The following is a 23768-nucleotide window of genomic DNA, read 5'->3' as shown; positions in this document are numbered from 1 at the left end:
CACGACGGTGCCCCGCGGATCCGAAGGAACCCGCGGGGCACTCATCGAGTGCCTCTCAGCTGCCGAACACCTGCAGCTCGGCGAGGTTGAGCGGCTTGGAGTCGGAATCGAGCTGGATGCGCACGTAGCGCCCCTTCGCCCCGACGTCGATCACGCTCGGGCGGCCGGCGCGGTCCGCGAAGAACGTCGCCCACACGCCGGGCGTACCGGCGGTCACGGTCGGGTCCTCCGAGGTGAACGGCGTGTCGGAGACGAAGATGTACACGCCTTCGACTCGTTCCTGACAGCAGTCCACGCGGTTCCACAGCGCGACGGCGTCGACATCCTTCGATGCACCGAGGTCCACCTGCAGCCACGGCTGCGGGTCACCGGTCGCCGCGGTGTGCGAGAAGTTGCCGATGTTGCCGTCAACAGCCAGACGCGCCGGGTAGGTCGTGCCGCTCGATGAGACGTAGGTCGACGACTGGGTCGCTTCCTTGCCCTGCGAGATGTTGGGCTTACTGACGTAGACCCGGTTCTCGGATGCCAATTCGCCATCGCCGTCCGCGCTCGTGTAGGCGCCGCGCACGGTGAAGGCCTGCTCCTCGATCGCCTTGGCCGAGCCGATCGTCGGCACCACGGTCCACGACACGTTCACCGCTCCGCCGCCTGCCACCTCAGTGAATTCGACGGGCGTGGTCGCCGACACCGTCCAGCCCTCAGGTGCCTCCAGTGAGACCTTGAGGGTGTCGAGCGGGGCATCCGGGGACGCATTCGTGATCTTCGCGGTGATCTTCTCGGTCGCGCCGTTGTCGAACGGTGCGCCGACGCTGGTCACGCCGAAGGCGAGACGCGGCATCTGGAAGACCTCACCGGGAGGCGTCGCTCCCGCAGCCGCGGCCACGACCACGGCCTCCGCAGGCAGCCACGTGAGTGACTCGTGGTCGTCGTGCTGGGTGCTGCCGGTGCCCGACATCTTGCGGTAGGCCGCCGAAGCCCAGTTGTCGTGGGACACGTTCTTGATGCCGTAACTGGCCCAGTTCGACAGCCAGGTGCGCGGAGCCTCCACCCCGGTGATGACGTTGCCCGACACCTCGATGTACGAGCTCTGCTCGTCGAGGTAGATGCTGTTGTTCGTCGTCTTGTGGATGTAGTTGCCGCTGATCGTGGTGCCCGGCTGCGGCGCTTGGGTGTAGATGGAGCCGCCGTCGGCCTGCTCAGACCACGGCATCAGCGCTTCGACGATGCGGTTGCCGTCGATGTGGTTGTCGCGGCTGAACGGCTTGCGCACCTCGGCTTGGTTCCAGCCCCAGCCGAGCGAGATCCCCGAGTACGGCAGGTACTCGATGGTGTTGTGCGAGATCGAGGTCTCAGCCTCGTAGCCACCCCAGATCGCGACCGCATCCGTGTACTCCAGCCCAGGGTGCAGGATCGTGTTCCGCTCGTAGGTGTTGCCGCGCGATTCCAGCTCGGCGGCGGGGTTCGATTCGGTGTCACCCGTGTAGATGGCGCCGCTGGAGAGGTCTTCGAAACGGTTGCCGGTGATCGAGACGCCCTGGCTGCCCTGCTCCACGACTGCGCCCGCGCCGCCGAGGTGCTGGAAGGACCCGCCGTCGATCACGACATCGCGGCCCGTGCGCACCAGCACCGCGGATGCCGGCTTGGTGTAGTACCGGCCGGCGTGGTCGACCGGGCCGGTCTCGCCGGTCAGCGTCAGGCCGGCCTGCATGCTCGCGTACCCCTCGTCGCCGGATGGCTGAGTGTAAGCGGCGTGCTCGAAGCCGATGCCCTTGAAGCGGACGTCGTGCACAGGGGCATCAGTCGTGCCGTCGATCTTCAGCAGAGTCTCGGTGCGCGGAGTGACGAACGACGTCTTGCGCGGGTCTTCACCCTCGCGCGCCTTGTACGTCACGGTCTTCTTCGCCGAGTCCCAGGCGAATTCGCCCGGCTGATCGACCAGCTCGGACGCGCCGGTGAAGAACGAGACGCCCGAGTAACGCGACGAGTCCACAGTGGTGGTGTCCCAGGCCGGGCCGGTCCGATTCGTACCGGACGAGCTGTTCTTCCAACACGGCTGGGACATGACCAGCGTGTCGCCCGCGACGTGATCGACACCGCAGCGGAGGTTGCGCCAGCGGATCTTGACCGATGCCTCGAGGTCGACGGCGTCGGACCAGGCGAGCATCTCGGCGACGCCGGGGCCGGTGATGCCCTCCTTGGTGACCACGCAGTCCTTCGCCGAGCAGGCGTCGCCCTGCGCCCGAGTCAGCCTCGTGCCGTCGGCGAACAGCTGGCGCACTTCGCCGTCGTCCCGCGCCGCTCCCTGCCAGAGTCCGGCAGCCGCATCGATCAGCTTCCAATCAGTGACGGGCACACCCCCGTCGAGGACGGGGTGCGCGCCGGGAGCCGCACGCCACACCACCGGCGCATCCGCTCTTCCGCTGTCGCGCGCGTCGAGCACGAGAGGCTCGGAGCGCGGGTACCGGCCGTCGGCGAGCTCGATCACGACGGCACGCGTGGCCCCCGTCGCGATGTGCTCACGCGCCTTGATCTTCGCAGAGTCCAGGGCGCAGGGCTTGTCGATCCGGCACGCGCCGGCCGCCCCGTCCGGTGCGACGTAGAGCACCTTCGGACCGGAGTCCGCCATCGCTGGTGCGAGCGGCGCGAGCGTGAGTGCTGTGAGGACGGCGCCGGCGGCCGCGGCTGCCCGCCAGCCTTTCCTGGTCCGCGAGCGGCCGTCGGGGTCGGCGGCGCGGCTGTGCAACATCATTGTCGCCATGGGGAGATTGCCCTTCAAAGATCGGATGTCTGGGGATGCGGCCACCGTATCCGATCAGTGAACAGTAAGGCAATGGATGCAATGAGACTCACCCGAAGGTTGAAAGGTAGTACCTCTGGAGGCGAGACTCGATCTCAACCCTTGCCGGGAAGCTGCGGGGGACCCACCATCAGCAGCACGGCGAAGATCGCCGCGACGACCACGAGGATCAGCACGGCCAGCACCCACGGCCGGTGCAGGAACCAGCGCATGGTGCGGTCGTACCAGGTGCGGTCGCGCGGGTCGTCGGTCTCCTCCAGACGCCACTCGCCCTTCAGCCGGCCGGTGCGGTGCAGCCAGATCTCGGCGGGGATCGTCGCATAGGGCACGATCGCGCTGGCGATCGCGGTGATCGCGACGCCGGCGTGCCAGCGCTGGTGGAAGGCGAGCAGCACGGCGGTCGCCCCATAAGAGAGGAACACGAAGCCGTGGATGCCGCCGGCCACGGTGACCAGCACCGGCGGAGCCCCGACGGCGCGGGCGATCAGGGCACTGATGAGCAGGGTCCAGGTGATCGCCTCGGCGATCGCGAGCACGCGGAACAGGCGCGCGGGAGCAGTGAACACGGGTCTCCTCGGGTCGGGTCCCCTCCAGGTTAGGCAGGATCGTTACCAAAAACCTCTCCTGGGCATCGATCTTTCGATCGATGCGGCAATAGAATCAGCGCGGTGCTCATGCACCACTCCGTACCCGAGGAGACGCGTCGCTCGTGAGCATCGCACTCGACGAGCAACGATCGCTCGCCCGCCATCGCCGTGCCGTCGGCTACCTCATGGTGTCACTGGGCATGTTCGCGTCGCTGTGGATCAGCACGCAGATCCAGCCCGCCCCCTGGATGCATCTGCCGATGCTGTTCGCTCATCTGGCATCCGTCATCGCCGGACTCGGCGCGACCGTGATGCTCGACGTGAAGGCCCTGCGCTGGGTGATGGGCACCCAGCAGCTCAACGAGCTGTGGGTGTTCGAGAAGTCGGTCACGCCGCTGGCGTGGGCCGGCATCGTCGGGCTGCTGTTCACCGGCGCGTTCCTGCAACCGACCCTGGATTCGCCGCTGACCGTCCTGAAGATGGCCGCGGTCTTCGTCGCCGCCATGAACGGCGTCGCGCTGGGCAGGCTCACCGACGAACTGCACAGGATGCCGCCGGACACCCGCTTCGCGGCGACGCCGACCCGCCTGAAGCTGTGGTGCCTGTCCAGCGCGTCCACCTCGCAGGTCGCCTGGTGGACGGCGGTGATCATCGGCATGCTGAACACGTCCGGCGCCTGAACCGCGACGGTATACCAGATTCGCCGCCATCAGCCCTGTTTCCCGGCCCGCGCGCCGACCTATAATCGAGCCGACCGCCCCCGCCGTCACCCGAAGGCTGCAGTGGGTCGTGAGCCCGATCCCCCGACCGGAATTCTCTCGCCATGCCCGAAACCCCCCTTCCGCCGCGCCGCTCGACGCACATCGAGTTCGACCCGACGACAGGTGACGTCGCTCTGCCCGCGAAGCCGATCACGCACGAGCCGCAGTTGCGCCCGCGCCCACGCCCGCAACTGCCGGCATCGGGCCCGCTGCCCCGCTCGGCCGCGGTCGGGGCGGCTGCCCGCTCCCCCGAAGCGGATGCTCCGGCATCCGGCCTGCGCACCAGGCCTGCGTCCGGCGTTCCCACGCTCCCCCTCGCACTCGTCGACATCGAAGGAGACGGCGCGACCCCGCCGAACGGCACGGCGGATGCCCCGCCTGCGAAGCGCCGTCGCACTGTGCTGATCGCGATGGTGGCCGTCATCACGGTGCTGCTCGGCTCGCTGGCCGCTGTAACCGCCGGCATCGCATCGTCGATGAACGACAAGGCGGCCGAGGCCGCCGTCCCGCCGGCGGCGGCCCTGAAGGAGCCGGTGCCGATCGAGTTCCCGAAGGACACGCCCGCGGCTGCGGCCGGTGCCGGCCCGTGCACAACGGTGAGCGTGCTCTCGTCGTTCGAGAACGCCGAGATGGTCGAGAAGCTCGCCCAGGCCTACAACAAGGCGCCGCGCGACATCGAGGGCTCATGCGTGACGGTCACGACGTCGAAGTCGAAGTCCGGCACGGCCGCCGAGGACGCCGCCGCCTCGTTCTCCCGCTTCGCCGCTGACAGGCGTCCCACCGTGTGGCTGCCCGACTCGTCGATGTGGCTCGCGGAGGCAGGAGACGCCGCCCCCGTGGGCGAGCGCACTCTGGTCGCCTTCTCGGACGTGGTCCCCGCCATGCCGCACTCCCTCGCCGACGCGATCGGATGGTCCGACAAGGCTCCGACCTGGGAGCAGATCTTCAAGGCCGCGGGCGACCCCGACGTGTGGGCGGATGCCGGCCACCCGGAGTGGGGCTCGTTCAAGCTCGGCAAGACCAGCCCGCTCGTGGCGACCTCCGGCGCAGCCGTCATGCTCGCGTCATACGGTGTGGCCGCCGACGACGTGGGCGAGGTGACCACCGAGGACATCGCCGACCCGAAGGTGCGCCGCAAGGTGCACGACCAGGAACTGGCGACCAGTCACTACATGGCCACGCCCGAGCACTTCCTGTGGCACGCGCGTCAGGCCGAGGCGAAGGGCTCCTCCGCCGACTACCTGTCAGCGGTCATCGTCGACGAGAAGTCGATCTGGGACTACAACAGGGGCATCATCAGCCGCGACGGCGTCACGCGCTCCGTCGACAAGCCGCCCGTCGATCCGCTGGTTCCGATCTACCCGGCCGACGGCGCCTACTCGGCCGACAACCCGGCCATCCCTCTCACCGGAGACTGGGTCGACGCGAAGGAGCAGGCCGCGGCCGCAGACTTCATCCGCTTCACCGGCACCGAAGAGGGGCAGCTGGTCGTGCGCGAGGCCGGCTACCGGGATCTGAACCGCGAGCTCGACGACCACGTGGCGCAGATCGCGCAGCTCGACAAGGCGGGGTCCAAGGTCCAGCTGTCCACCACCGCCGACGTCCTGCTCGCCGCCCAGGAGGCGTTCCCCGAAGTGCGCAAGCGCGCGAACGTGCTGTTCCTGCTCGACGTCTCGGGGTCGATGGACGAGCCGGTCTCCGCGAGCGACACCCGGCTGACGCTGGCGAAGAAGGCCGTGAACGCCGCGCTCGATCACTTCACCGAAGGCGACGATGTGGGCCTCGCCGCGTTCGCGCAGGACCCGGACGGCAAGCTCGTTCCCGGCCAGCTCGCGCCGGTCGCCGACATCCGCCAGACGAAGAAGAAGTTCGTCAGTGAGCTGAACAGCATCACCTCGATGGGCGACACCCCGCTGTACGAGGCGGTCGACACGTTCGCGAAGAAGCAGGCCGCGTCATGGGCGAACGATCACATCAATGCGATCGTGCTGCTCAGCGACGGCGAGAACGACACCAACCACGACACGACCACGGCCGCGCAGATGCTGAAGACGCTCGAGGGCCTGCATCATGACAACACCCCGGTGCTCGTCTTCACGCTCGCCTACGGCGCGGACGCGGACGTGAAGGCACTGAAGGACATCTCCGGCGCGACCGGCGCGCACTACTACGACGCGACGGATCCGACGCAGTTGAAAGAGGTCCTCGGCGACCTCGTCACCAGCTTCTGAACCGGACGCTCAGATCGGCGGATGCCGGTGCTCAGGCGCGTTCGCACGCCGGTCACCGGCATCCGGTAGCGTGACGCGCATGACCGCTGACGTTCCGCCGCCCACCGCCAACACCGGCGCCCTCGCGGCGTTCGGCGCCACGTTCGCCGAGAGCGGCGACGAGACGCCGATCCCCCGCAAGCGGGTGCTCTCTTGGGCGATCTGGGACTGGGCGACGCAGCCGTTCAACTCGGTGCTGCTGACGTTCGTGTTCGTGTCGCTGTACCTGACCGGGCCCAGCTTCCTGCCGCCCGAGATCGCAGCTCTGCCCGAGACCGATCCGGTGCGCGAGAAGGCGGTCGCCGACCTCACCAGCGGCTACGGGTGGGCGACGACCGCCGCCGGCATCCTGATCCTTCTTCTGGCACCCGTGCTGGGGCAGGCGGCCGACCGCAGCGGATCGAAGAAGAAGTGGCTGTTCGCATCGACGATGCTGCTCGCGCTGGCGCAGTTCGCGCTCTTCTTCACCTTCGCCGACCCGACGTTCTTCTGGTACGGCGCGATCGTCATCTCGCTGGGCGCGGTGATCTCCGAGATCGCCGGCGTCAACTACAACGCGATGCTGGTGAGCGTCTCGACGCCGAAGACCGTCGGCCGGGTCAGCGGACTGGGCTGGGGCCTCGGGTACATCGGCGGCATCGTCGCACTGACGATCATCGTGGTGTTCACGACCTTCGACTGGTTCGGCATGGACACCTCGAACGGGCTGGCCTACCGCCTGATCGCGGTGGGCTGCGGTGTATGGACGATCGCGTTCTCTATCCCGCTGTTCCGCAACGTTCCGGAGCCGCCGGCGACGAAGGGCCTGAAGAAGGTGGGGTTCTTCGCCAGTTACGGCGAGCTGATCCGCGACATCGCGCGGCTGTACCGCACGCACCGTCCCACATTCTGGTTCCTGGTCGCGAGCGCGGTGTACCGTGACGGTCTGGCCGGCGTGTTCGCCTTCGGCGGCATCCTCGGCGCTGTCGTGTTCCACCTCTCCTCCAATGAGGTCATCATCTTCGCGATCGCCGCGAATGTGGTCGCCGGCATCTCCACGATGATCGCCGGGCGGTTCGACGACCGCTTCGGCGCGAAGGCCGTGATCGTCACCGCGCTGTCGGCGCTGCTCGCCATGGCGGTGGCGCTGTTCCTGCTGCACGACCAGGGCAAGATCGTGTTCTGGATCGCCGGTCTGCTGCTGTCCTGCTGCGTCGGCCCCGCGCAGGCGGCGTCGCGGTCGCTACTCGCCCGGGTCACGCCGACCGGTCTGCAAGGCGAGATCTTCGGCCTGTACGCGACGACCGGCCGGGTGGCCAGCTTCCTGTCGCCGATGATGTGGGCGATGTTCATCACCGCCTTCGGCGCGACCTACTGGGGCGTCCTGGGGCTCGCGATCGTGCTGGCGGTGGGGCTCGTCCTGCTACTGCTGGTGCGGCTGCCGAAGCACGAGCGGCTCTGACCGAAGATGTGACGGGTCCAGGAATACCCGTCCCCGGCCCGCGGTTCGCCCCTTCATGAGCCTGATCGCGATGACGCCGCCGCGCGTGAGCGTCCCCGCTCCGGGTGGCGACGACCCCGGCGCGGCGCTCGAGATGCTGCTCGACGCCGTCGAGGTGCGCATCCGGGAGCAGGTCCGCTATCGACTCGACGGGGACACGCTCGTGCTCGGCCCGGCCGCCCTCGCCTTCGCGTACGTGCTCGCCGGCGAGGTGCAGATCCGCTCGGCCGGCAGGCCGGTGCAGATCCTCACCGCCGGCGATGTGCTGCTGGTGAGCGGGCGCCACGACACGGCGATCGTCGCAGAGGACGCGGCATCCGTCCTGGTCTCCGAACTCGATTTCGCCGACGAGGCCGCGCACATCGCTGCGCTGCTGCCCGAGCTCGCCTGGATCGCCGACTTCGCGACCCGCGAGCCGGCGGCGGCCGCGCTCGCCCAGGTGATGGGCATCGACTCGGCCGAGATCTGCGCGAACCGGAGCGGCGATCGCGTCATCTGCCGGATGATGGCGAAGACCGTGCTCGCGTCGGTGATCCGCGCCTGGGTCGCCATCGGCTGCGCGCCCGCGGGGTGGCCGGCCGCGGCATCCGACCCCTTCCTCGACCGCGTCGTCGACGCGATCAACGCCGAGCCGGGCCGGGACTGGACGGTCGAGACCCTCGCCGCCGTCGGCGCGATGTCGCGCTCGGTGTTCGCCGAGCGGTTCCGCGAGGCCTACGGCCTCTCGCCCGCCGGCTACGTCACCTCGGTTCGGATGCGCTCCGCACAGGAGCTGCTCTCACGCGGACTCGGGGTGAGCGCGGTGTCGCGCGAGCTCGGGTACGCCTCGGATGAGGGCTTCAGCCGCGCGTTCCGCCGTCACGTCGGCGCCACTCCGTCGGCCTGGCGCGCGCAGCGCCGGCTCGCGACGGCCTGAGCCCACATCCGCCCACCGCCGCTAGGCTGCCCCTGGCGCGCCCGCGTCCGCCCGGTAGTGTGTGAAACGTCACAGTTGACACCGAGAGGAAACACAGCAGTCTCCTACGGAAGGTTTCATCAATGAAGACGAAGTTCCTTGCCCTGCTCGGGTCGGCGGCGGTTGTCGCGCCACTGGCCCTGGGCGCCGCAGGCAGCCCGGCGAATGCTGCCACCGATCAGAATCCACCCGTCGTCTTGAAGGACGGGACCACCCAGCCGGTGTACGACTACGCCGGCGCGATCCGCGAGACGGTCTGGGTGGATGCACCCGACCTGGACGGTGACGGGCAGCGCGAACGCGTGGCGGCCGACATCGTCCGGCCGAAGGAACTGGACGGCAGCGCCAAGGTGCCGGTGGTCATGGACGCCAGTCCGTACTACCTCAGCAGCGGGCGCGGCAACGAGGGCGAGCACAAGGAGTACGACGCGAACGGCGTCGTCGAGAAGATGCCGCTCTACTACGACAACTACTTCGTGCCGCGCGGCTACGCGTTCGTCGCGGTGGACATGGCCGGAACCGCCCGCTCGACAGGATGCGTCGACGAGGGCGGCGTCTCCGACGTCGAGTCGGTCAAAGCGGTCATCGAATGGCTGAACGGGAACGCCACCGGCTACGACGCCGACGGCGATCCGGTGAGCGCCGATTGGAGCAACGGCAAGACCGGCATGATCGGCAAGTCCTACGACGGCACGCTGGCCAACGGCGTCGCCGCGACCGGAGTGGAAGGTCTGAAGACCATCGTCCCGATCAGCGCGATCAGCTCCTGGTACGACTACAACCGGTGGCAGGGCGCGGTGAAGTCCAACAACTACGCCGGCTACCTGTCCAGCGCCGTCGCCGCGAACCGCACCGTCCCCACCGACTGCAGCGCGAAGCTGAACTGGATGAACGCGAACGACGGCGACGAGTCCGGGGCGTATACCGACTTCTGGGCCGAGCGCGACTACCGCAGCGGATCGCACTACGACGTGCGCAACGTCACGGCGAGCGTGTTCCTGGTGCACGGTCTGCAGGACAACAACGTCAAGACCATGAACGCCTCGAAGTGGTGGGCGGATCTGGAGCAGACCGGCGTCAAGCGCAAGATGTGGCTGACGCGTCTCGGCCACGTCGACCCGTTCGACTCCGAGCGGGCGCTCTGGGTCAAGACGCTGAACCGCTGGTTCGACTCCGAACTGATGGGCATCGACAACGGCATCGACCGTGAACCGGCCGTCAGCGTCGAGGTCGGCCCGAACCGGTGGGAGCAGTCCAAGGTCTGGCCGATCGCCTCGGCTCGCAGCATGCAGCTGCGCCTGCAGGGCGACGGCACGATGGCGCTCGGCAAGCCCGGCACCGGAACCGCGAGCTACATCAACACCGGGCGCGTCTCGGAGTCTGCCGCGGTCTCACTGGCGAACAACCCCAACCGGCTCCTGTGGACCACCGGCACCACGAAGCACGAGCTGCGGATCTCGGGCACCCCGACCGTCGACATCACCGTCAACCACTCCGCACCGGTCGGACAGGTGTCGGTGATGCTGGTGGACTACGGCACGATGGATCGCGTCTCGGCGAGCGGCGACGGGGCGATGAACCTCGGCACCGAGTCGTGCTGGGGTGCGGAGACCGCGACCGACGACGCCTGCTACGTCGACGTGGCCAAGCGCGTGCAGACCAGCGATCTGCAGGTGCTGGCCCGAGGCTGGATGCGACTGGACGGCGCCGGTGATCACAAGGGCACCGTCGAACTGGCCGCCAACGACGTCGTGGTCCCGGCCGGGCACCAGCTCGGCCTGGTCATCACGGGCAGCAACAACGGCGTGATCATGCCCGACACCGCCCGCAACCCGTACACGATCGACCTCGCCCCGACGAGGCTCAACCTGCCGGTCTCCGGCCCGATGAGCGGGTTCGGCCCCGGGAAGCTGAAGGTCGAGGACACCGAGAACCTGGTGGACGGCACCCTGCCGACCGCACAGGAGCTGCTGCGGGGTCTGGAGGACTGACAGCACGGCGATGCCCCTCCTCGGAACTCTCCGAGGAGGGGCATCGGCTGTTCAGCCCCGCGCCCCCGCCCGGTTCGACATGCCGAACAGCACCGCACCGATCGCCAGCAGCACGGCCCCCAGGACGTAGACCGGCACGATGCCGAGTCCGTCGACGAGCAGCCCGCCCAGCCCCGCGGCGATCATGATCGCCGCCTGGAAGCCGACCACCACGATGCTGCCGCCGGCCTCCAGCCGATCCGGCATCCGGTGCCCCACCCAGGTGTTCACGATCAGCAGCCACGACGCGAAGAAGAAGCCCCACACGAACGCCGCGACACCGACCAGCACCGGTGAACCGGATACCGCGATCACGGCCAGCGTGCCGAATGCGATCACCAGCGGGGAGACGACCGCGAACACGCGATAGGTGCGGTCGATGATCATGCCGATCACGATGTTGCCGACCAGCCCACCCGCGCCGAAAAGCGCGAGCAGCACGATGATCGCCGACGGATCGATCGGATGCCCCGCATCCGTCACCCGCTCCAGCGCGAGCCGGATGTAAGTGAACGCCAGGAAGTGGCCGAGCACGACCAGCACGTGGCCGGCGACGCCGAGCCCGATGCCGGGCAGACGCAGCGTGCCGAGCAGCGTCGACAGCGAGGCCGAGTTCTCCGCAGGCACGCTCGGCAGCAGCATCCGCAGCGCGAGGGCCAGCAACGCGGTGGCGACCGCGGCGAAGCCGAACACCGCACGCCAGTCCAGCACCTCGCTGAGCATCACGCCGATCGGAACGCCCGCCACGGTCGCGAGCGACGTGCCCGCCGACGTGAACATCACCGCCTTGCCGAGCCGCTCCGGCCCGGCGATCTTCGCGGCCACGGTGATCGACATCGCCCAGAAGCCCGAGAGCGCGGCGCCCAGCAGCACGCGACCCGCCAGAAGGAGCGGCAGACTCGGCGCGATCGCGACGATCGCGTTCGACACGGTGGCTCCGACGGCCATCCACACCAGCAGCGCCCGCCGGTTCAGCCGCGGCAGCACCAGGCCGATCGTCGGCGCGACGATCAGTCCCGCCAGCGCCGTCACGGCGACCATCTGCCCGGCCTGACCGGGCGTCACGCCGATGTCGGCGGCGATCTCGGTGAGCACTCCGCCGGGCAGGAACTCCGCCGTCACCAGCAGGAAGCTCATCGCCATCATGGCGATGAGGGCGCCGTAGCGCAGCCTGGGCAGAGCGGGAGTCGTCACGGGGACGGGCGCGGTCGTGGTCATGTATCAAGCATCCCGTCTGCCGGGTGCGGCCGCCCGACCGTGCGTCCGGCGCATCCGACCGATCGTCCGGACCCGGGATCCCAGCCCGACGTGTGCCCCCGGGCATGCGCAACTTCGGAGTGCGTGGGCGACGCACCGCGTGAACCTGCGGATGCGCGGCGCGGCGGCCGCCGCATCCGCAGTCGGGCCCGCGGCGCGCGGTGTTCCTGCAGCGCCGCCGTCACTCCCAGTTGTCGGCGAGCTTGCCCAGCAGACGTGCGAGCTCGGCGCGCTCGTCCTCGGTCAGCGCGGCGAGCGCCTTGTCGAGGCGGTCGCGGCGCTGCCCGCGCACGCCGCCCAGCATCCGCCGGCCGTCGTCGGTCAGCACGATCCGGGTGCGGCGCGCGTCGTCGGGGTCGGCCTCGCGCCGCACCCAGCCGTTCTCGACGCCCTGCTGCACCAGCCGCGATGCGCGCGGCTGGTCGACGCCGATCGCCTCCGCCAGGTCGCTCACGCCCAGCGGACCGGATGCCGCGGCGAGCGCCTCCAGCATCCGCAGCCTGGCCGGGAAGTCGCGCATGCCGGGTCCGCCCCAACCGCCGTGGCGACCCCAGGGCCCCGCTCCATGCGGCCCGGAATGCCCGTGCATCCCGCCGCCGCGTCCGTGCGGACCGCCGTGACCCTCGTGACCGTGCCCCTCGTGCGCCCTGGCGGGACCGCGTCCGCGCAGGCGGGAGAGGGCGTCCGCGATGAGGTCGGCGGGATCGGGCGTCGGGCTGGTCATGCATCCGATTTTACATGCGACTTGACATGCACTCGCATTGCATGTCACAATGCATGTACATGCAATATGACAAGTAAGGACTTCCCATGAATAACTCTGAGAACAACACCACCCGTCCGTTCGGCTTCTGGATCACGGCGATCGACCGCCTGATGGCCGACCGCTTCGCCACCGCCTTCGAGAACGAGGGCCTCACCCGCCGCGACTGGCGACTGCTGAACCTCGTCGCCGACGGCGGCGATCCCCAGGCCCCGAAGATCCGCCGGCTCGCCGAGCGCGGCTGGGTCACCCGAACCTCCGGCACCTGGCAGCTCACCGACTCCGGTCGCGCCGCCAAGGAGCGCCTGGGCGCCGTCGTCGACGGCATCCGCGCGCAGGTCGCCGAGGTCGTCACCCCCGAGGACTTCGCCGTGATGACGGCGTCGCTCGAGAACATCGCCCGCGCCTTCGGCTACGAGGAGGGCACGCCGCTCCCCCGTCGCCACCGCGGAGAGCACCGCGGACACCGCCACGGCGGCGAACACCGCGAGCACCGCTTCGGCCCGCACGGCCGCGGACACGGCCACTATGAGCGCCGCGTCTCCGAGGGCGCCCCGTTCGAGGGCGGCCACCGCGGACACGGCCACTGGGGCCCCGGACGCGCGCACTGGGGTCACACCCCGCAGGTGCAGCACATCCACATCCACACCCACTGAGCCGTGACGCGCTCAGACGAGAGGGCCTCGATCACTTCGGTGATCGAGGCCCTCTTCGCGTCTGCGCTCAGCGCGCCGCCCGCGAGCACGCACCACAAGGATGCTTCTCGCGGGCCCCAGGCCCACGAACCGCCGAAATCCATCCCCGGTCGAGCGCGCCGAGTCACGCCGGCCGCGAGCGCAGACCGGAGGGATGCCTTTCGCGGGCCCCAGGCCCACGAACCACCGAAACCCATCCCCAGGCGAGCGCGCCGAGCCACGCCCGCCCCGAGCACGCACCCCAGGGATGCTTCTCGCGGGTTCCAGCCCCACGAACCACCGAAACCCATCCCCGGTCGAACGCGCCGAGCCACGCCGGCCCGAGCACGCGCCACAGGGATGCTTCTCGCGGGTTCCACGCCCACAAACCACCGAAACCATCCCCACGCCACGCCGTGCTCGCGGACCGCCCACGAGCACGCGCCACAGGGATGCTTCTCGCGGGTTCCAGGCCCACAAACCACCGAAACCCATCCCCGGTCGAACGCGCCAAGTCACGCCCGCCCCGTGCACGCACCCCAGGGATGCCTCTCGCGGGTTCCAGGCCCACGAACCACCGAAACCCATCCCCGGTCGAACGCGCCGAGCCACGCCGGCCGCGCGCACGCACCACAAGGATGCTTCTCGCGGGCCCCAGGCCCACGAACCACCGAAACCCATCCCCGGTCGAACGCGCCGAGCCACGCCGGCCGCGCGCGCAGACCGGAGGGATGCCTTTCACGGGCCCCAGGCCCACGAACCACCGAAACCCATCCCCGGTCGAACGCGCCGAGCCACGCCGGCCGCGGGCACGCACCCCAGGGATGCCTTTCGCAGGCCCCAGGCCCATGAACCGCCGAAACCCATCCCCGGTCGGAGCGCGCCGAGCCACGCCGGCCCGAGCACGCGCCCCAGGGATGCTTCTCGCGGGCCCCGGGCCCACGAACCGCCGAAGCCCATCCCCGGTCGAATGCGCCGAGCCACGCCGGCCGCGAGCACGCGCCGCAAGGATGCCTTTCGCGGCTTCCAGGCCCACGAACCACCGAAACCCATCCCTGGCGTGACCGGGCGGGCCGGACGGGACGCCCCGAGGGTGCGCGTCAGTTCCCGGTCGCCCCCGCGTCGGTCACACCGACGTCGGTCCGGTGGAAGTTCTGGAACGAGCGCGACGCCGTGGGTCCGCGCTGCCCCTGATAGTGGTTGCCGTAGGCGCCCGACCCGTACGGGTTCTCGGCCGGTGAGCTGAGCCGGAAGAAGCACAACTGCCCGATCTTCATGCCCGGCCACAGCTTGATCGGCAGCGTTGCGACGTTCGCCAGTTCAAGGGTCACGTGCCCGGTGAACCCGGGGTCGATGAACCCTGCGGTCGAGTGCGTGATGAGCCCGAGGCGCCCCAGCGAGGACTTGCCCTCCAGCCGCGCGGCGATGTCGTCGGGCAGCGTGACCTGCTCGAAGGTCGCGCCGAGTGCGAACTCCCCGGGATGCAGCACGAACGGCTCGTCCGGCTCGACCTCGATCAGCCTGGTCAGCTCGGGCTGATCCTCGGCGGGATCGATGAACGGGTACTTGTGGTTGTCGAACAGCCGGAAGTAGCGGTCCAGCCGGACGTCGACGCTCGACGGCTGCACCATCCCGGGATCCAGCGGATCGAGTCCGACGCGGCCGGATGCCAGTTCTGTCCTGATGTCGCGATCGCTGAGAAGCACGAATTCAGCGTACCCGGCGTCACCGCGCTGTTACCCGGGCTCGCACGCGTGGCCGAGCGCTGGCCCGGCCGTTGCCCTGCTGTGGATCGCCCGTTGACCCGGCCTCAATAGCTTCGTTCTCAAGAGCTTTCCCACTTCCAGAAACGGATGCCACGCATGAACGAGAACATCGCTGAGACCCCCGCCACCACCACCTCGCGCAAGAGGCTGATCGTGCCACTGGCCGGCCTGCTGGTCGCCGCCGCCGTCGCCGTCGGATCGGGGGCGGACTTCATCTCCAACTCGGTCAACACCGCGAACGCGTACAGCACCGGCACCCTCGCGCAGTCCAACTCCAAGGCCGGCAGCGCCATCTTCAACGCATCGAACCTGAAGCCGGGAGACACGCTGAACGGCAAGGTCACCATCACCAACTCGGGCAGCCTGCCCGCGAAGTTCGCTCTCACCGAGGACGCCGTCAACGGGTTCGCCACCAAGTCGAACCTCGGTCTGACCATCACCAGGGCCGGCACCTCCACCCCGGTCTGGTCGGGCACCTTCGGCGACCTGACCGCCGCCGGCCCGCTCGACCTCGGCACCTACGCGGCCGGTGAGAGCCACGACTACACCTTCAGCATCACGCTCGCCCAGTCGGCGACCAACGCCGAGCAGGGCAAGAGCGCGACCGCCACTTACTCGTGGAACGCGACGCAGACCGCCGCGACCACGACCGAGCAGTGAGTCTCCCTCCGATTCACTGAACAAGCCGGCCACCCGAGGGCCGGGGAAGGAACGAGCATGAGCGCCAAGAAGACGACCCGCACGATCGGTAGCGCCCTCATCGCTAGCGCAACTGCGATCGCCCTGGGGTTCGTGGCGCTCATGCTCGTTCCGGGACTGCTCGGCATGGACCGGTACGTGATCACGGGCGGATCGATGTCCGGCACCTTCGAGAGGGGAGCGCTCGTCATCGAGCGTCAGGTGCCGGTCAGCGATCTGCGGAAGGGAGACGTGATCACGTACCTGCCGCCGAAAGACTCCGGCGTCACCGAGCTGGTGACGCACCGGATCGTCGAGATCAGCGAGAAGCCGGATGCCGCAGGCGGCCGCGTGTTCCGCACAAAGGGCGACGCGAACGCGAGCGCCGACCCGTGGACCTTCACGCTCGCCGCGTCTGCGCAGCCGCGCGTCGAGGGCTGGATCCCGGCGGTCGGCTGGGTGTTCATCGCACTCTCGCTGCCTGGCATCCGGATGCTGGCGATCGGCGTGCCTGCCGCGGTGATCGCCCTGCTGTACCTGCGCGATCTGCTGCGCGGACTGAGACTGTGGCCGCGTCGAGCAGCCGCTGTTGCCCAGCTGTAACCCTCGCATCCGTAGCGTCGGAGGAGAACCCGGAAGGACCACCATGATCGGCACGACCCTGAGGACGGCGACACTCGCCGCGCTCGCGATCGCGCTCATCGCGTTCTCCGCGCTGAACGGCCCGCAGTTCTCCACCGCCGCATACATCTCGTCGAGCACGAATGCTCCGAGCACCGCGACGGCTGCCGCCGACTGGACGCCGCCGACGGTCGGCGTGCAGGAACCGGTCACGGCGCTCAAGGGCGTCGTGACCCTCACCGCCACCGCAGCCGACGGCGAGACAGGCGTGAAGAGCGTCGCTCTCTCGGTGCAGGCAGCAGGCGCCGGGACCTGGACACCGCTGTGCACCGCGAGCACCGCGCCGTACAGCTGCAGCTGGAACACCTCCGCGGTGCCCGACGGCGCCTACGACGTGCGCGCGATCGCCACCGACAACGCAGGCTACTCCACGACCTCGGCGTCGGTGCGGGTCGCCGTGAGCAACAACTTCGGCGTCACGCTCTCCGACCCGGGCGACGCCGTGCGCGGCACCGTCGCGCTGAGCGCCACGCTGCAGAACGCCGGACTCGGCGTGTACACCGTTCGCATCGAGTACGCCGCGGCCGGCAGCGGCAACTGGCGATCGCTCTGCCTGAACCTGCTCGCGCCGCCGTACGGCTGCAACTGGAGCACCACGAGCCTCGCGAACGGCTTCTACGACCTGCGCGCCGTCGCCACGCAGACACTCACCACGGCGATCTCCCCGATCATCACCGATGTGCTGGTCGACAACACCGCACCGGCCGTGAGCATGGTCGACCCCGGCGCTCCGCTGAGCGGGACGGTCACGATCGCGGCGTCCGCGTCGGATGCCGACTCGGGCGTGGCATCCGTCGCCCTGCAGTACGGGATCGGCGGAGTCTGGACCACGATCTGCACCGCGACGGATGCCCCGTACTCGTGCCGCTTCAAGACCACCTCACTCACCGGCGGCAACTATGGCTTCCGCGCGATCGCGACGGACGCCGCGGGCAACACCACCACCTCGGCCGCCATCACCCGCCTGGTCGACAACACCATCTCCTCGGTCTCGCTCGAGGACCCCGGCGCCTACCTGTCCGGCACCAGCCAGCTCTCGGCGTCCGCCGACTCGACCGCCGGCGTCACCTCCGTGACCATGCAGTACGCGCCGTCCGGCACCACCGCGTGGGTCACCACCTGCACCACGACCACCGCGCCGTACACCTGCACGTGGGACACCACCTCGGTGCCCGACGGACTGTACGACCTGCGCGTGATCCTCGTCGACGGCTCGGGCAAGCAGACCGTGTCGACCGTGACCGGCCGCCGCGTCGACAACACCCCGGTGCGCGGACTCGACGTGCAGACGGCGAACGGCGGGGCCGTCGCAGGACGAGCGGATGCCGGTGACACGATCACCCTCACGTACAGCAAGCAGATGTCCACCGGCAGCATCGCCGCCGGCTGGAACGGCGGAAGCCTGGCGGTGACCGTGAGGCTGCGCGACGGAGCGCTGGCTGGCGGCAGTGGCACCGCCGACCAGATCGACGTGCTCATCGGCAGTGCGTCCGTCCGCGTCGGGGCCGTCAACCTGCGGGGCGACTACATCAAGTCGGGCAAGACGGCGACGTTCCCCGCCACGATGACCGCCACCACAGCGACAGTCGGCGGGGCATCCGTCACCGTCATCCGGATCACGCTGGGCACCGTGACCGGCGGCGGAGGAACGCTACGCACCGCGACCACGGCGGCGAACATGGTCTGGTCGCCGTCCGCGACGGCGACCGACCTCGCGGGCACCGCCTGCTCGACCGCCCCGGTCACCGAGACCGGACCTTCGGACAGGGAGTTCTGATGTCTGGTATCCCATTTCCGGAGGATGACGATAGCCTCGACCTCGTGGGACGACGCATCCTGGTCGTGGAGGACGACGACGGCATCGCGCTTCCCCTGCTGCGGACGCTCGACCGGGAGGGATACGAGGTCGAGCGGGTCGCCGAGGGCGGTGCGGCGCTGGAGCGAGCCGATTCGGATGTCGATCTGATCGTCCTCGACCTCGGCCTTCCCGACATGGACGGCCTCGACGTGTGCCGTCGCCTGCGCGAGCAGGACTTCACCGGCGGCATCGTCATCCTCACCGCCCGCGACGGAGAGCTCGACCGCGTCGTCGGCCTCGACGTCGGCGCCGACGACTACATCGCCAAGCCGTTCGCCCTGGCCGAGCTGCTCGCCCGGCTTCGCGCGCTGCTGCGCCGCGCGGGGGCTGCCGCACCGGCATCCGCTCCGCGCGAACCAGCGGATGCCGGGTCGCCGCTGACCGTCGACACCGCGGCCCGCCGCGCACTCGCCGGCGGGCGCGAGCTGCCGCTGAGCACCAAGGAGTTCGACCTGCTGGCGCAGCTGGACTCGCGTCGCGGAACCGTGGTGACGCGCGAGCACCTCATGGACGAGGTGTGGGACGAGAACTGGTTCGGGTCGACGAAGACGCTCGACGTGACGATGGCACGGCTGCGGCAGAAGCTCGACGAGGCCGGAGCGCAGGTGCGCATCACCACGCTGCGCGGAGTCGGATTCCGGCTCGATGAGGGAACGGCCGATGCGTGACCGACTGGTCATCGTCTTCATCGCCCTCGCCGTGGGCATCGTCGCGCTGTACGGCGTGCCGCGCGCGCTGATGATCCCCGACCTCGTGCACACCACCGAGACGCAGCGGGTGCAGCGGGCCGCCGAACTGTTCTCCGCGCTGATCGCCGAGCACGAGCGCACCGCCCCGGTCACCGAGGACTTCCTCGCACCGCTCCTGCAGGACCAGGAGCGGATCTCGTACACCGCCGCGGACGGGACGGTCGTGGATGCCGGCATCCCGGCGCGCTCCGACGACATCGCCGCGACCGTGGACGTGACCGGCGACGGCGAGGTCACCTTCGCTCGCTCGGATGAGCTGATCGCGTCGCGAGTGCAGACCGCCCTGCAGCCCGTGATCTGGTTCGGGCTGCTCACCATCGCGGTGGCGGCCGTGGCGGCCGTGCTCCTCGCCCGACGGATGTCCCGCCCCTTCGTGCAGCTCGCCGAGACCGCGAAGGCGATCGGCAAGGGTCCGCTCAGCGGCGAGCCGCAGGATCTCAGCATCCCCGAGGCGCGGGCCATCGACGCTGCCCTGCGCGAGAGCGCGACGACCCTCCAGACGAGGATCCGACGAGAGCACGAGTTCGCGGCCAACGCCTCGCATCAGCTGCGCACCCCGATCACCGCAGTACGGCTCGAGCTGGAGGACCTGTCGCTGTGGCCGCAGACGCCGCCCGCAGTACGGGAGCAGCTCGACCATGCTGTGAAGGAGATCGACCGGCTCGCCGACGCGATCACGCAACTGCTCGAGATGGCGCGCGGCGATTCACCCGGGGCAGGGACGAGCGAGCCGCTCGAAGGGGTCATCCGCGCGGCGGTCGAGCGCTGGAGCGCACCGGCCGAGGATGCGGGGCGCAGCATCCGTCTCTCGGGGATCGAGGCCGCACTCGGCGACGCACCCTCGGCGGCATCGCAGATCCTCGACGTGCTACTGCACAACGCGATCACGCACGGCCACGGCGACATCACCGTCAGCGGCACCCGGCGCGCGGAGTACGTCACCGTGCAGGTGGCCGATGAGGGACCGCGGCCCAGCGGCAACGTCGTCTTCCAGCGTCGACCCGAGCAGCGCAGCGCCACCTCCGGCGAGGGCATCGGCCTCGCGCTGTCGGCGGAGCTCGCCGAGTCGCTGGGCGGCCACCTGCTGCTGGACAGCTCGCCCACCACGACCTTCTCGCTGATGCTGCCCGCCTCCGCGCCTACCCCCTGATCCTGAGCGGACTCCCGACCCCCGGGGCCCTGAGCGCGTTCCCCGCCCCGGACCATGAGCACCCACCCCGCCCCCGGGGCCTTGCACCCACCCCGCCCCGGACTCTGAGCGAGCTCCCCGGCCCGAACCCTGAGCGCCCACCCCGCCCCCGGGGCCCTGAGCTGACTCCTCACCCCGGACGCTGAGAGCACTTCCCGCCCCCGGTCCTGAGCGCCCTCCCCACCCGGGCCCTGAGTGCTCTCCCCCACCCCGGGGCCCTGAGTGCTCTCCCCCACCCCGGGGCCCTGAGCTGACTCCCCACCCCGGACTCTGAGAGCACTCCCCACCCCGGACTCTGAGAGCACTCCCCGTCCCCGGACTCTGAGAGCACTCCCCGTCGCGGGTCCTGAGCGAGCGAAGCGAGACGAAGGGCGCTCGCCCAGGATCCGCGATACAAGCGAGACGAAGGACGCCCCGCACTGCCAGGATGATCCTGACAGCAACCGCTTCCCGAAGGAGCCTTCAATGACGACATTCACCGCCTGGAAGTTCGAGACCGTCGACGGCGCAGAGACCGCGAGCGGCATCCTCCGTGAGGCCGCAGGCGAGGGCCTGATCAAGATCGAGGACTACGCGGTCATCGAGTGGACCACCGGGGAGGACCGCCCCAAGGTCAAGTACGAGCACCGTGACGACTGGCGGGCCAGCGGATGGGGCGCGCTGCTGGGTGCGCTCGTGGGGGTGCTGTTCTTCCTGCCGCTGATCGGCGCCGCCGCGGGTGCCGCGATCGCGCTGCTCGTGAAGAAGATGGATGCCGTCGGCATCACCAAGGAGCAGCTCGACCGCATCGGCAAGGAGGTCACCCCCGGCACGTCCGCGCTGTTCGTCGTGAACACCGAGACCGACCGCGATCGCCTCGCCGAGCACTTCCACGGCCTGAACGGCACGCTCATCGCGAGCAACCTCGTCGGCGTCGACGAGGACACGGTCCGCCAGGCGTTCGAGGGCTGAGACGACGGGCCTCCGCGCCGCGCGCCCGGCCGGGCCGCGTGCCCCGGCCGCCGCGCGGCGTGCGGCGTGCGGCGCCGGGCGGCCCGGTCGCCCGGCAGCACGGCCACCGCGCGGCAGCATCTCGGAGATCTGCAGAACCGCGAATGCGCAGCGCGGCATCCCTCCGAAACACTGCAGAACTCCGAGAAGCGGATGCCAGGACATCCCGCGCCGCAGCGCACCAGCTCCCGCCACGTTGCGGCAGCATCTCGGAGATCTGCAGAACCGCGGATGCCCGCGGCGGCATCCCTCCGGAATGCGGCATCCTTCCGAGATTCCGCAGAACTCCGAGGTGCGGCACTCGCCGCGGCGTCAGACCAGCCCGCACCGGTGCGCGATGATCACGGCCTGGATGCGGTCACGGGCATCGAGCTTCGCGAGCACGCGTCCGACGTGCGTCTTCACGGTCGACTCGCTGAGGAAGAGCTGCTCCGCGATCTCGGCGTTGGTGAGTCCCTGCGCCATCGCGAGGAACACCTCCCGCTCGCGGTCGGTCAGCGCAGCCGTCGGGTCGGGGCCGGATGCCGCCGGTGCCGGCTGCGCTGACAGCTGATCGAGGAAAGCGCGCGTCGCCCGCGGTGCCAGCACCGCATCTCCCCGGTGCACCGCGCGCACGGCGGCGATCAGCTCCACGCGCTGGGCGTCCTTGAGCAGGAAGCCGCTCGCGCCGGCGCGGATCGCACCGAACGCGTACTCGTCCAGATCGAAGGTGGTCAGCACCAGCACCCGGATGCCGGGGTGCTCGCGCACGATGGTCTCCGTGGCCGCGATGCCGTCCATGCCCGGCATCCGCACGTCCATCAACACGACGTCGGGCGAGAGCGCGTCGGCCTGTCGCACGGCGACGGCGCCGTCGCCGGCCTCACCGACGACCTCGATGTCGCCCTCGGCCTCGAGCACCATGCGGAAGCCGATGCGGATGAGCGCCTGGTCGTCGACGAGCAGCACGCGGATGGGCTCGGTCATGCATCGCTCCCTGAGCTCGACGAGGGGCCCTGGAAGAGGCGTTCCAGGCTGAGCGCCCCGGTGTCGGACTCGGCCCCCGAGCTCGTCGGACGGTGGGGCAGCTCTGCCCGCAGCGCCCATCTGCCTCCGCCGACGGCGCCGGAGCGGAACGACCCGCCCAGGTGCGCGGCGCGCTCGGCGAGGCCGCGCAGGCCGAAGCCCGGGGCATCCGTGCCGGTCGTGGCGCCGTCGTTGACGATCTCGATCACGACCGGGTCGGCGGTGTAGTCCAGGCGCACGTCGATCGCGGTCGCGTGCGGGGCGTGCCGCATCGCGTTGGTGAGCCCCTCCTGCACGATCCGGCCGACGGCGAAAGCGACGGCCGGGGGCACGTCCGGGGCGCCCCTGGTGACGAGAGACACGGTGAACCCTGCGCTGCGCGCGGCGGCGACCGGCTCGGCGGGATCGATCGGAGCGGCGGGTTCGAGCGGCGCGTCGCCGGCGCGCAGCACGCCCAGCATCGAGCGCATCTCGGCGAGTGCGCTGCGGGCGGTGTCGGCGGCGGCGAGCGAGGCATCCCTCGCCCGATCCGGGTCGCCGGTCGCAGCGGCGCCCTCCGAGAGGGCGACGACGACGGTGAGCGAATGCGAGACTATGTCGTGCATCTCGCGGGCGATGCGCTCGCGCTCGCCCGCCGCCGCGAGCTGCGCATGCTGGTCGCGCTCGACCAGCAGCTGCCGGGAGCGGTCGATCACCGCCTCGATGTACCGTTTGCGGTTGCCGACGTTCACGCCGATCAGGGCGCCGATCAGGCCGAGCACGGCCTCGCTGAGGATGGCGTTGATCGCCGTGCCCCACGGAACGACGCCGGTGATCGCGAGCGGCATCGTCAGCACGATGAGGATGCCGAACCCGATGCCCAGCGCCGTCCAGCACGCGCGGGCGGAGCGGTACACGGCGAGCGCGTACGTCGACACCAGCAGCAGCGGACCGCCGACCGGGTACTGCGCGAACAGGTAGATCGACGCGACCAGCATCGAGACGACGAACAGGGCGTACGGCCATCTCCGCCGCCACACCACCAGCACGCAGGCGGTGAGTGCGATCCCCTGCGCGATCACCACACCGACGACCGTCGCTCTGCCGGGTCCGCTGAACGTCGCCGCCGGCGAGATCGAGAGGATCAGGCAGAGGACCGCGATGAGGATGTCGGCGAAGAGCGGATGCCGCGCCCAGAACCGCCGGATCACGCCGGGGGTGCGCGGCAGCCGCAGCTCCTCGTCCCGAGGGAGGGAGGAGCTGCGGCTGTCGGAGGTCACGCTGACTATTCTGCTCTCA

The 23768-nt window shown here is 69.9% G+C and carries 19 protein-coding genes; 12 read left to right on the top strand and 7 right to left on the bottom strand.

Annotated elements, in window-relative coordinates; genetic code table 11:
- Positions 1-55 precede the first annotated feature (55 nt).
- Both ACFVDO_RS08245 and ACFVDO_RS08240 read right to left on the bottom strand, forming a co-directional pair.
- Positions 56-2746 carry a discoidin domain-containing protein gene (locus tag ACFVDO_RS08245; RefSeq protein WP_378886852.1) on the bottom strand — a complete coding sequence of 897 codons (2691 nt, stop codon included), beginning with the start codon at positions 2744-2746 and terminating at the stop codon, positions 56-58.
- Positions 2747-2892: 146 nt separating this feature from the next.
- Positions 2893-3363, bottom strand: coding sequence for a DUF3817 domain-containing protein (locus ACFVDO_RS08240; protein ID WP_378854989.1), 471 nt, complete (start codon positions 3361-3363; stop codon positions 2893-2895).
- 143 nt (positions 3364-3506) lie between these two features.
- Between ACFVDO_RS08240 and ACFVDO_RS08235 the strand changes: the two genes are divergently transcribed.
- The 5 genes from ACFVDO_RS08235 to ACFVDO_RS08215 all read left to right on the top strand — a co-directional run bounded on the left by ACFVDO_RS08235 (position 3507) and on the right by ACFVDO_RS08215 (position 10841).
- Complete coding sequence (locus ACFVDO_RS08235; RefSeq protein WP_378854991.1) at positions 3507-4064, top strand: hypothetical protein; 558 nt, start codon at positions 3507-3509, stop codon at positions 4062-4064.
- A 143-nt stretch (positions 4065-4207) separates the two neighbouring features.
- On the top strand, positions 4208-6376 hold the full coding sequence (locus tag ACFVDO_RS08230; RefSeq protein WP_378854994.1) for a VWA domain-containing protein: 2169 nt from the start codon (positions 4208-4210) through the stop codon (positions 6374-6376).
- A gap of 79 nt (positions 6377-6455) precedes the next feature.
- Positions 6456-7856 carry an MFS transporter gene (locus ACFVDO_RS08225; RefSeq protein ID WP_378854995.1) on the top strand — a complete coding sequence of 467 codons (1401 nt, stop codon included), beginning with the start codon at positions 6456-6458 and terminating at the stop codon, positions 7854-7856.
- Positions 7857-7926: 70 nt separating this feature from the next.
- The gene (locus ACFVDO_RS08220) at positions 7927-8811 is read left to right on the top strand and encodes an AraC family transcriptional regulator (protein WP_378854997.1); all 885 of its coding nucleotides are present in this window, start codon (positions 7927-7929) and stop codon (positions 8809-8811) included.
- A 122-nt stretch (positions 8812-8933) separates the two neighbouring features.
- The gene (locus ACFVDO_RS08215; RefSeq protein ID WP_378854999.1) at positions 8934-10841 is read left to right on the top strand and encodes a CocE/NonD family hydrolase; all 1908 of its coding nucleotides are present in this window, start codon (positions 8934-8936) and stop codon (positions 10839-10841) included.
- Positions 10842-10892: 51 nt separating this feature from the next.
- On the opposite strand, the gene ACFVDO_RS08210 is transcribed toward ACFVDO_RS08215, so the two are convergent.
- Both ACFVDO_RS08210 and ACFVDO_RS08205 read right to left on the bottom strand, forming a co-directional pair.
- Positions 10893-12098, bottom strand: a complete 1206-nt coding sequence (locus ACFVDO_RS08210) for an MFS transporter (RefSeq protein WP_378855001.1) — start codon at positions 12096-12098, stop codon at positions 10893-10895.
- A gap of 220 nt (positions 12099-12318) precedes the next feature.
- Positions 12319-12861, bottom strand: coding sequence for a MarR family winged helix-turn-helix transcriptional regulator (locus tag ACFVDO_RS08205; protein ID WP_378855004.1), 543 nt, complete (start codon positions 12859-12861; stop codon positions 12319-12321).
- A gap of 86 nt (positions 12862-12947) precedes the next feature.
- Here ACFVDO_RS08205 and ACFVDO_RS08200 point away from each other — a divergent pair, with 86 nt between their 5' ends.
- Entirely contained in the window at positions 12948-13556 is a 609-nt protein-coding gene (locus tag ACFVDO_RS08200; RefSeq protein WP_378855006.1) for a MarR family winged helix-turn-helix transcriptional regulator, read from the top strand.
- 1118 nt (positions 13557-14674) lie between these two features.
- On the opposite strand, the gene dcd is transcribed toward ACFVDO_RS08200, so the two are convergent.
- On the bottom strand, positions 14675-15280 hold the full coding sequence (dcd, locus tag ACFVDO_RS08195) for a dCTP deaminase (RefSeq protein ID WP_378855008.1): 606 nt from the start codon (positions 15278-15280) through the stop codon (positions 14675-14677).
- A 156-nt stretch (positions 15281-15436) separates the two neighbouring features.
- Here dcd and ACFVDO_RS08190 point away from each other — a divergent pair, with 156 nt between their 5' ends.
- The 6 genes from ACFVDO_RS08190 to ACFVDO_RS08165 all read left to right on the top strand — a co-directional run bounded on the left by ACFVDO_RS08190 (position 15437) and on the right by ACFVDO_RS08165 (position 21446).
- Positions 15437-16000 carry a TasA family protein gene (locus ACFVDO_RS08190; protein ID WP_378855010.1) on the top strand — a complete coding sequence of 188 codons (564 nt, stop codon included), beginning with the start codon at positions 15437-15439 and terminating at the stop codon, positions 15998-16000.
- Between the two features lie 57 nt (positions 16001-16057).
- Positions 16058-16621, top strand: a complete 564-nt coding sequence (locus tag ACFVDO_RS08185) for a signal peptidase I (protein WP_378855012.1) — start codon at positions 16058-16060, stop codon at positions 16619-16621.
- 43 nt (positions 16622-16664) lie between these two features.
- Positions 16665-18476 carry an Ig-like domain-containing protein gene (locus ACFVDO_RS08180; protein ID WP_378855014.1) on the top strand — a complete coding sequence of 604 codons (1812 nt, stop codon included), beginning with the start codon at positions 16665-16667 and terminating at the stop codon, positions 18474-18476.
- A 44-nt stretch (positions 18477-18520) separates the two neighbouring features.
- Positions 18521-19225 carry a response regulator transcription factor gene (locus tag ACFVDO_RS08175; RefSeq protein WP_378855017.1) on the top strand — a complete coding sequence of 235 codons (705 nt, stop codon included), beginning with the start codon at positions 18521-18523 and terminating at the stop codon, positions 19223-19225.
- Positions 19218-20456, top strand: a complete 1239-nt coding sequence (locus tag ACFVDO_RS08170) for a sensor histidine kinase (protein WP_378855019.1) — start codon at positions 19218-19220, stop codon at positions 20454-20456. The genes ACFVDO_RS08175 and ACFVDO_RS08170 overlap by 8 nt, the downstream gene beginning before the upstream one ends.
- Positions 20457-20960: 504 nt before the next feature.
- Positions 20961-21446 carry a DUF1269 domain-containing protein gene (locus ACFVDO_RS08165; RefSeq protein WP_378855021.1) on the top strand — a complete coding sequence of 162 codons (486 nt, stop codon included), beginning with the start codon at positions 20961-20963 and terminating at the stop codon, positions 21444-21446.
- A 351-nt stretch (positions 21447-21797) separates the two neighbouring features.
- Here the strand turns inward: ACFVDO_RS08165 and ACFVDO_RS08160 are convergent, their stop codons facing one another.
- Together ACFVDO_RS08160 and ACFVDO_RS08155 are read right to left on the bottom strand one after the other, a co-directional pair.
- Complete coding sequence (locus ACFVDO_RS08160; protein ID WP_378855023.1) at positions 21798-22451, bottom strand: response regulator; 654 nt, start codon at positions 22449-22451, stop codon at positions 21798-21800.
- A complete protein-coding gene (locus ACFVDO_RS08155) occupies positions 22448-23749 on the bottom strand; it encodes a histidine kinase (protein ID WP_378855025.1) in 1302 nt (433 codons plus the stop codon). Before ACFVDO_RS08155 ends, ACFVDO_RS08160 begins: the two co-directional genes overlap by 4 nt.
- Between the last annotated feature and the right edge of the window lie 19 nt (positions 23750-23768).

Origin of the sequence: Microbacterium sp. NPDC057741 (assembly GCF_042798735.1) — a bacterium.
Taxonomy (GTDB): domain Bacteria; phylum Actinomycetota; class Actinomycetes; order Actinomycetales; family Microbacteriaceae; genus Microbacterium.
The sequence above is the reverse complement of the archived record's forward strand: the minus strand, read 5'-3'. Positions and strand labels throughout refer to the sequence as shown.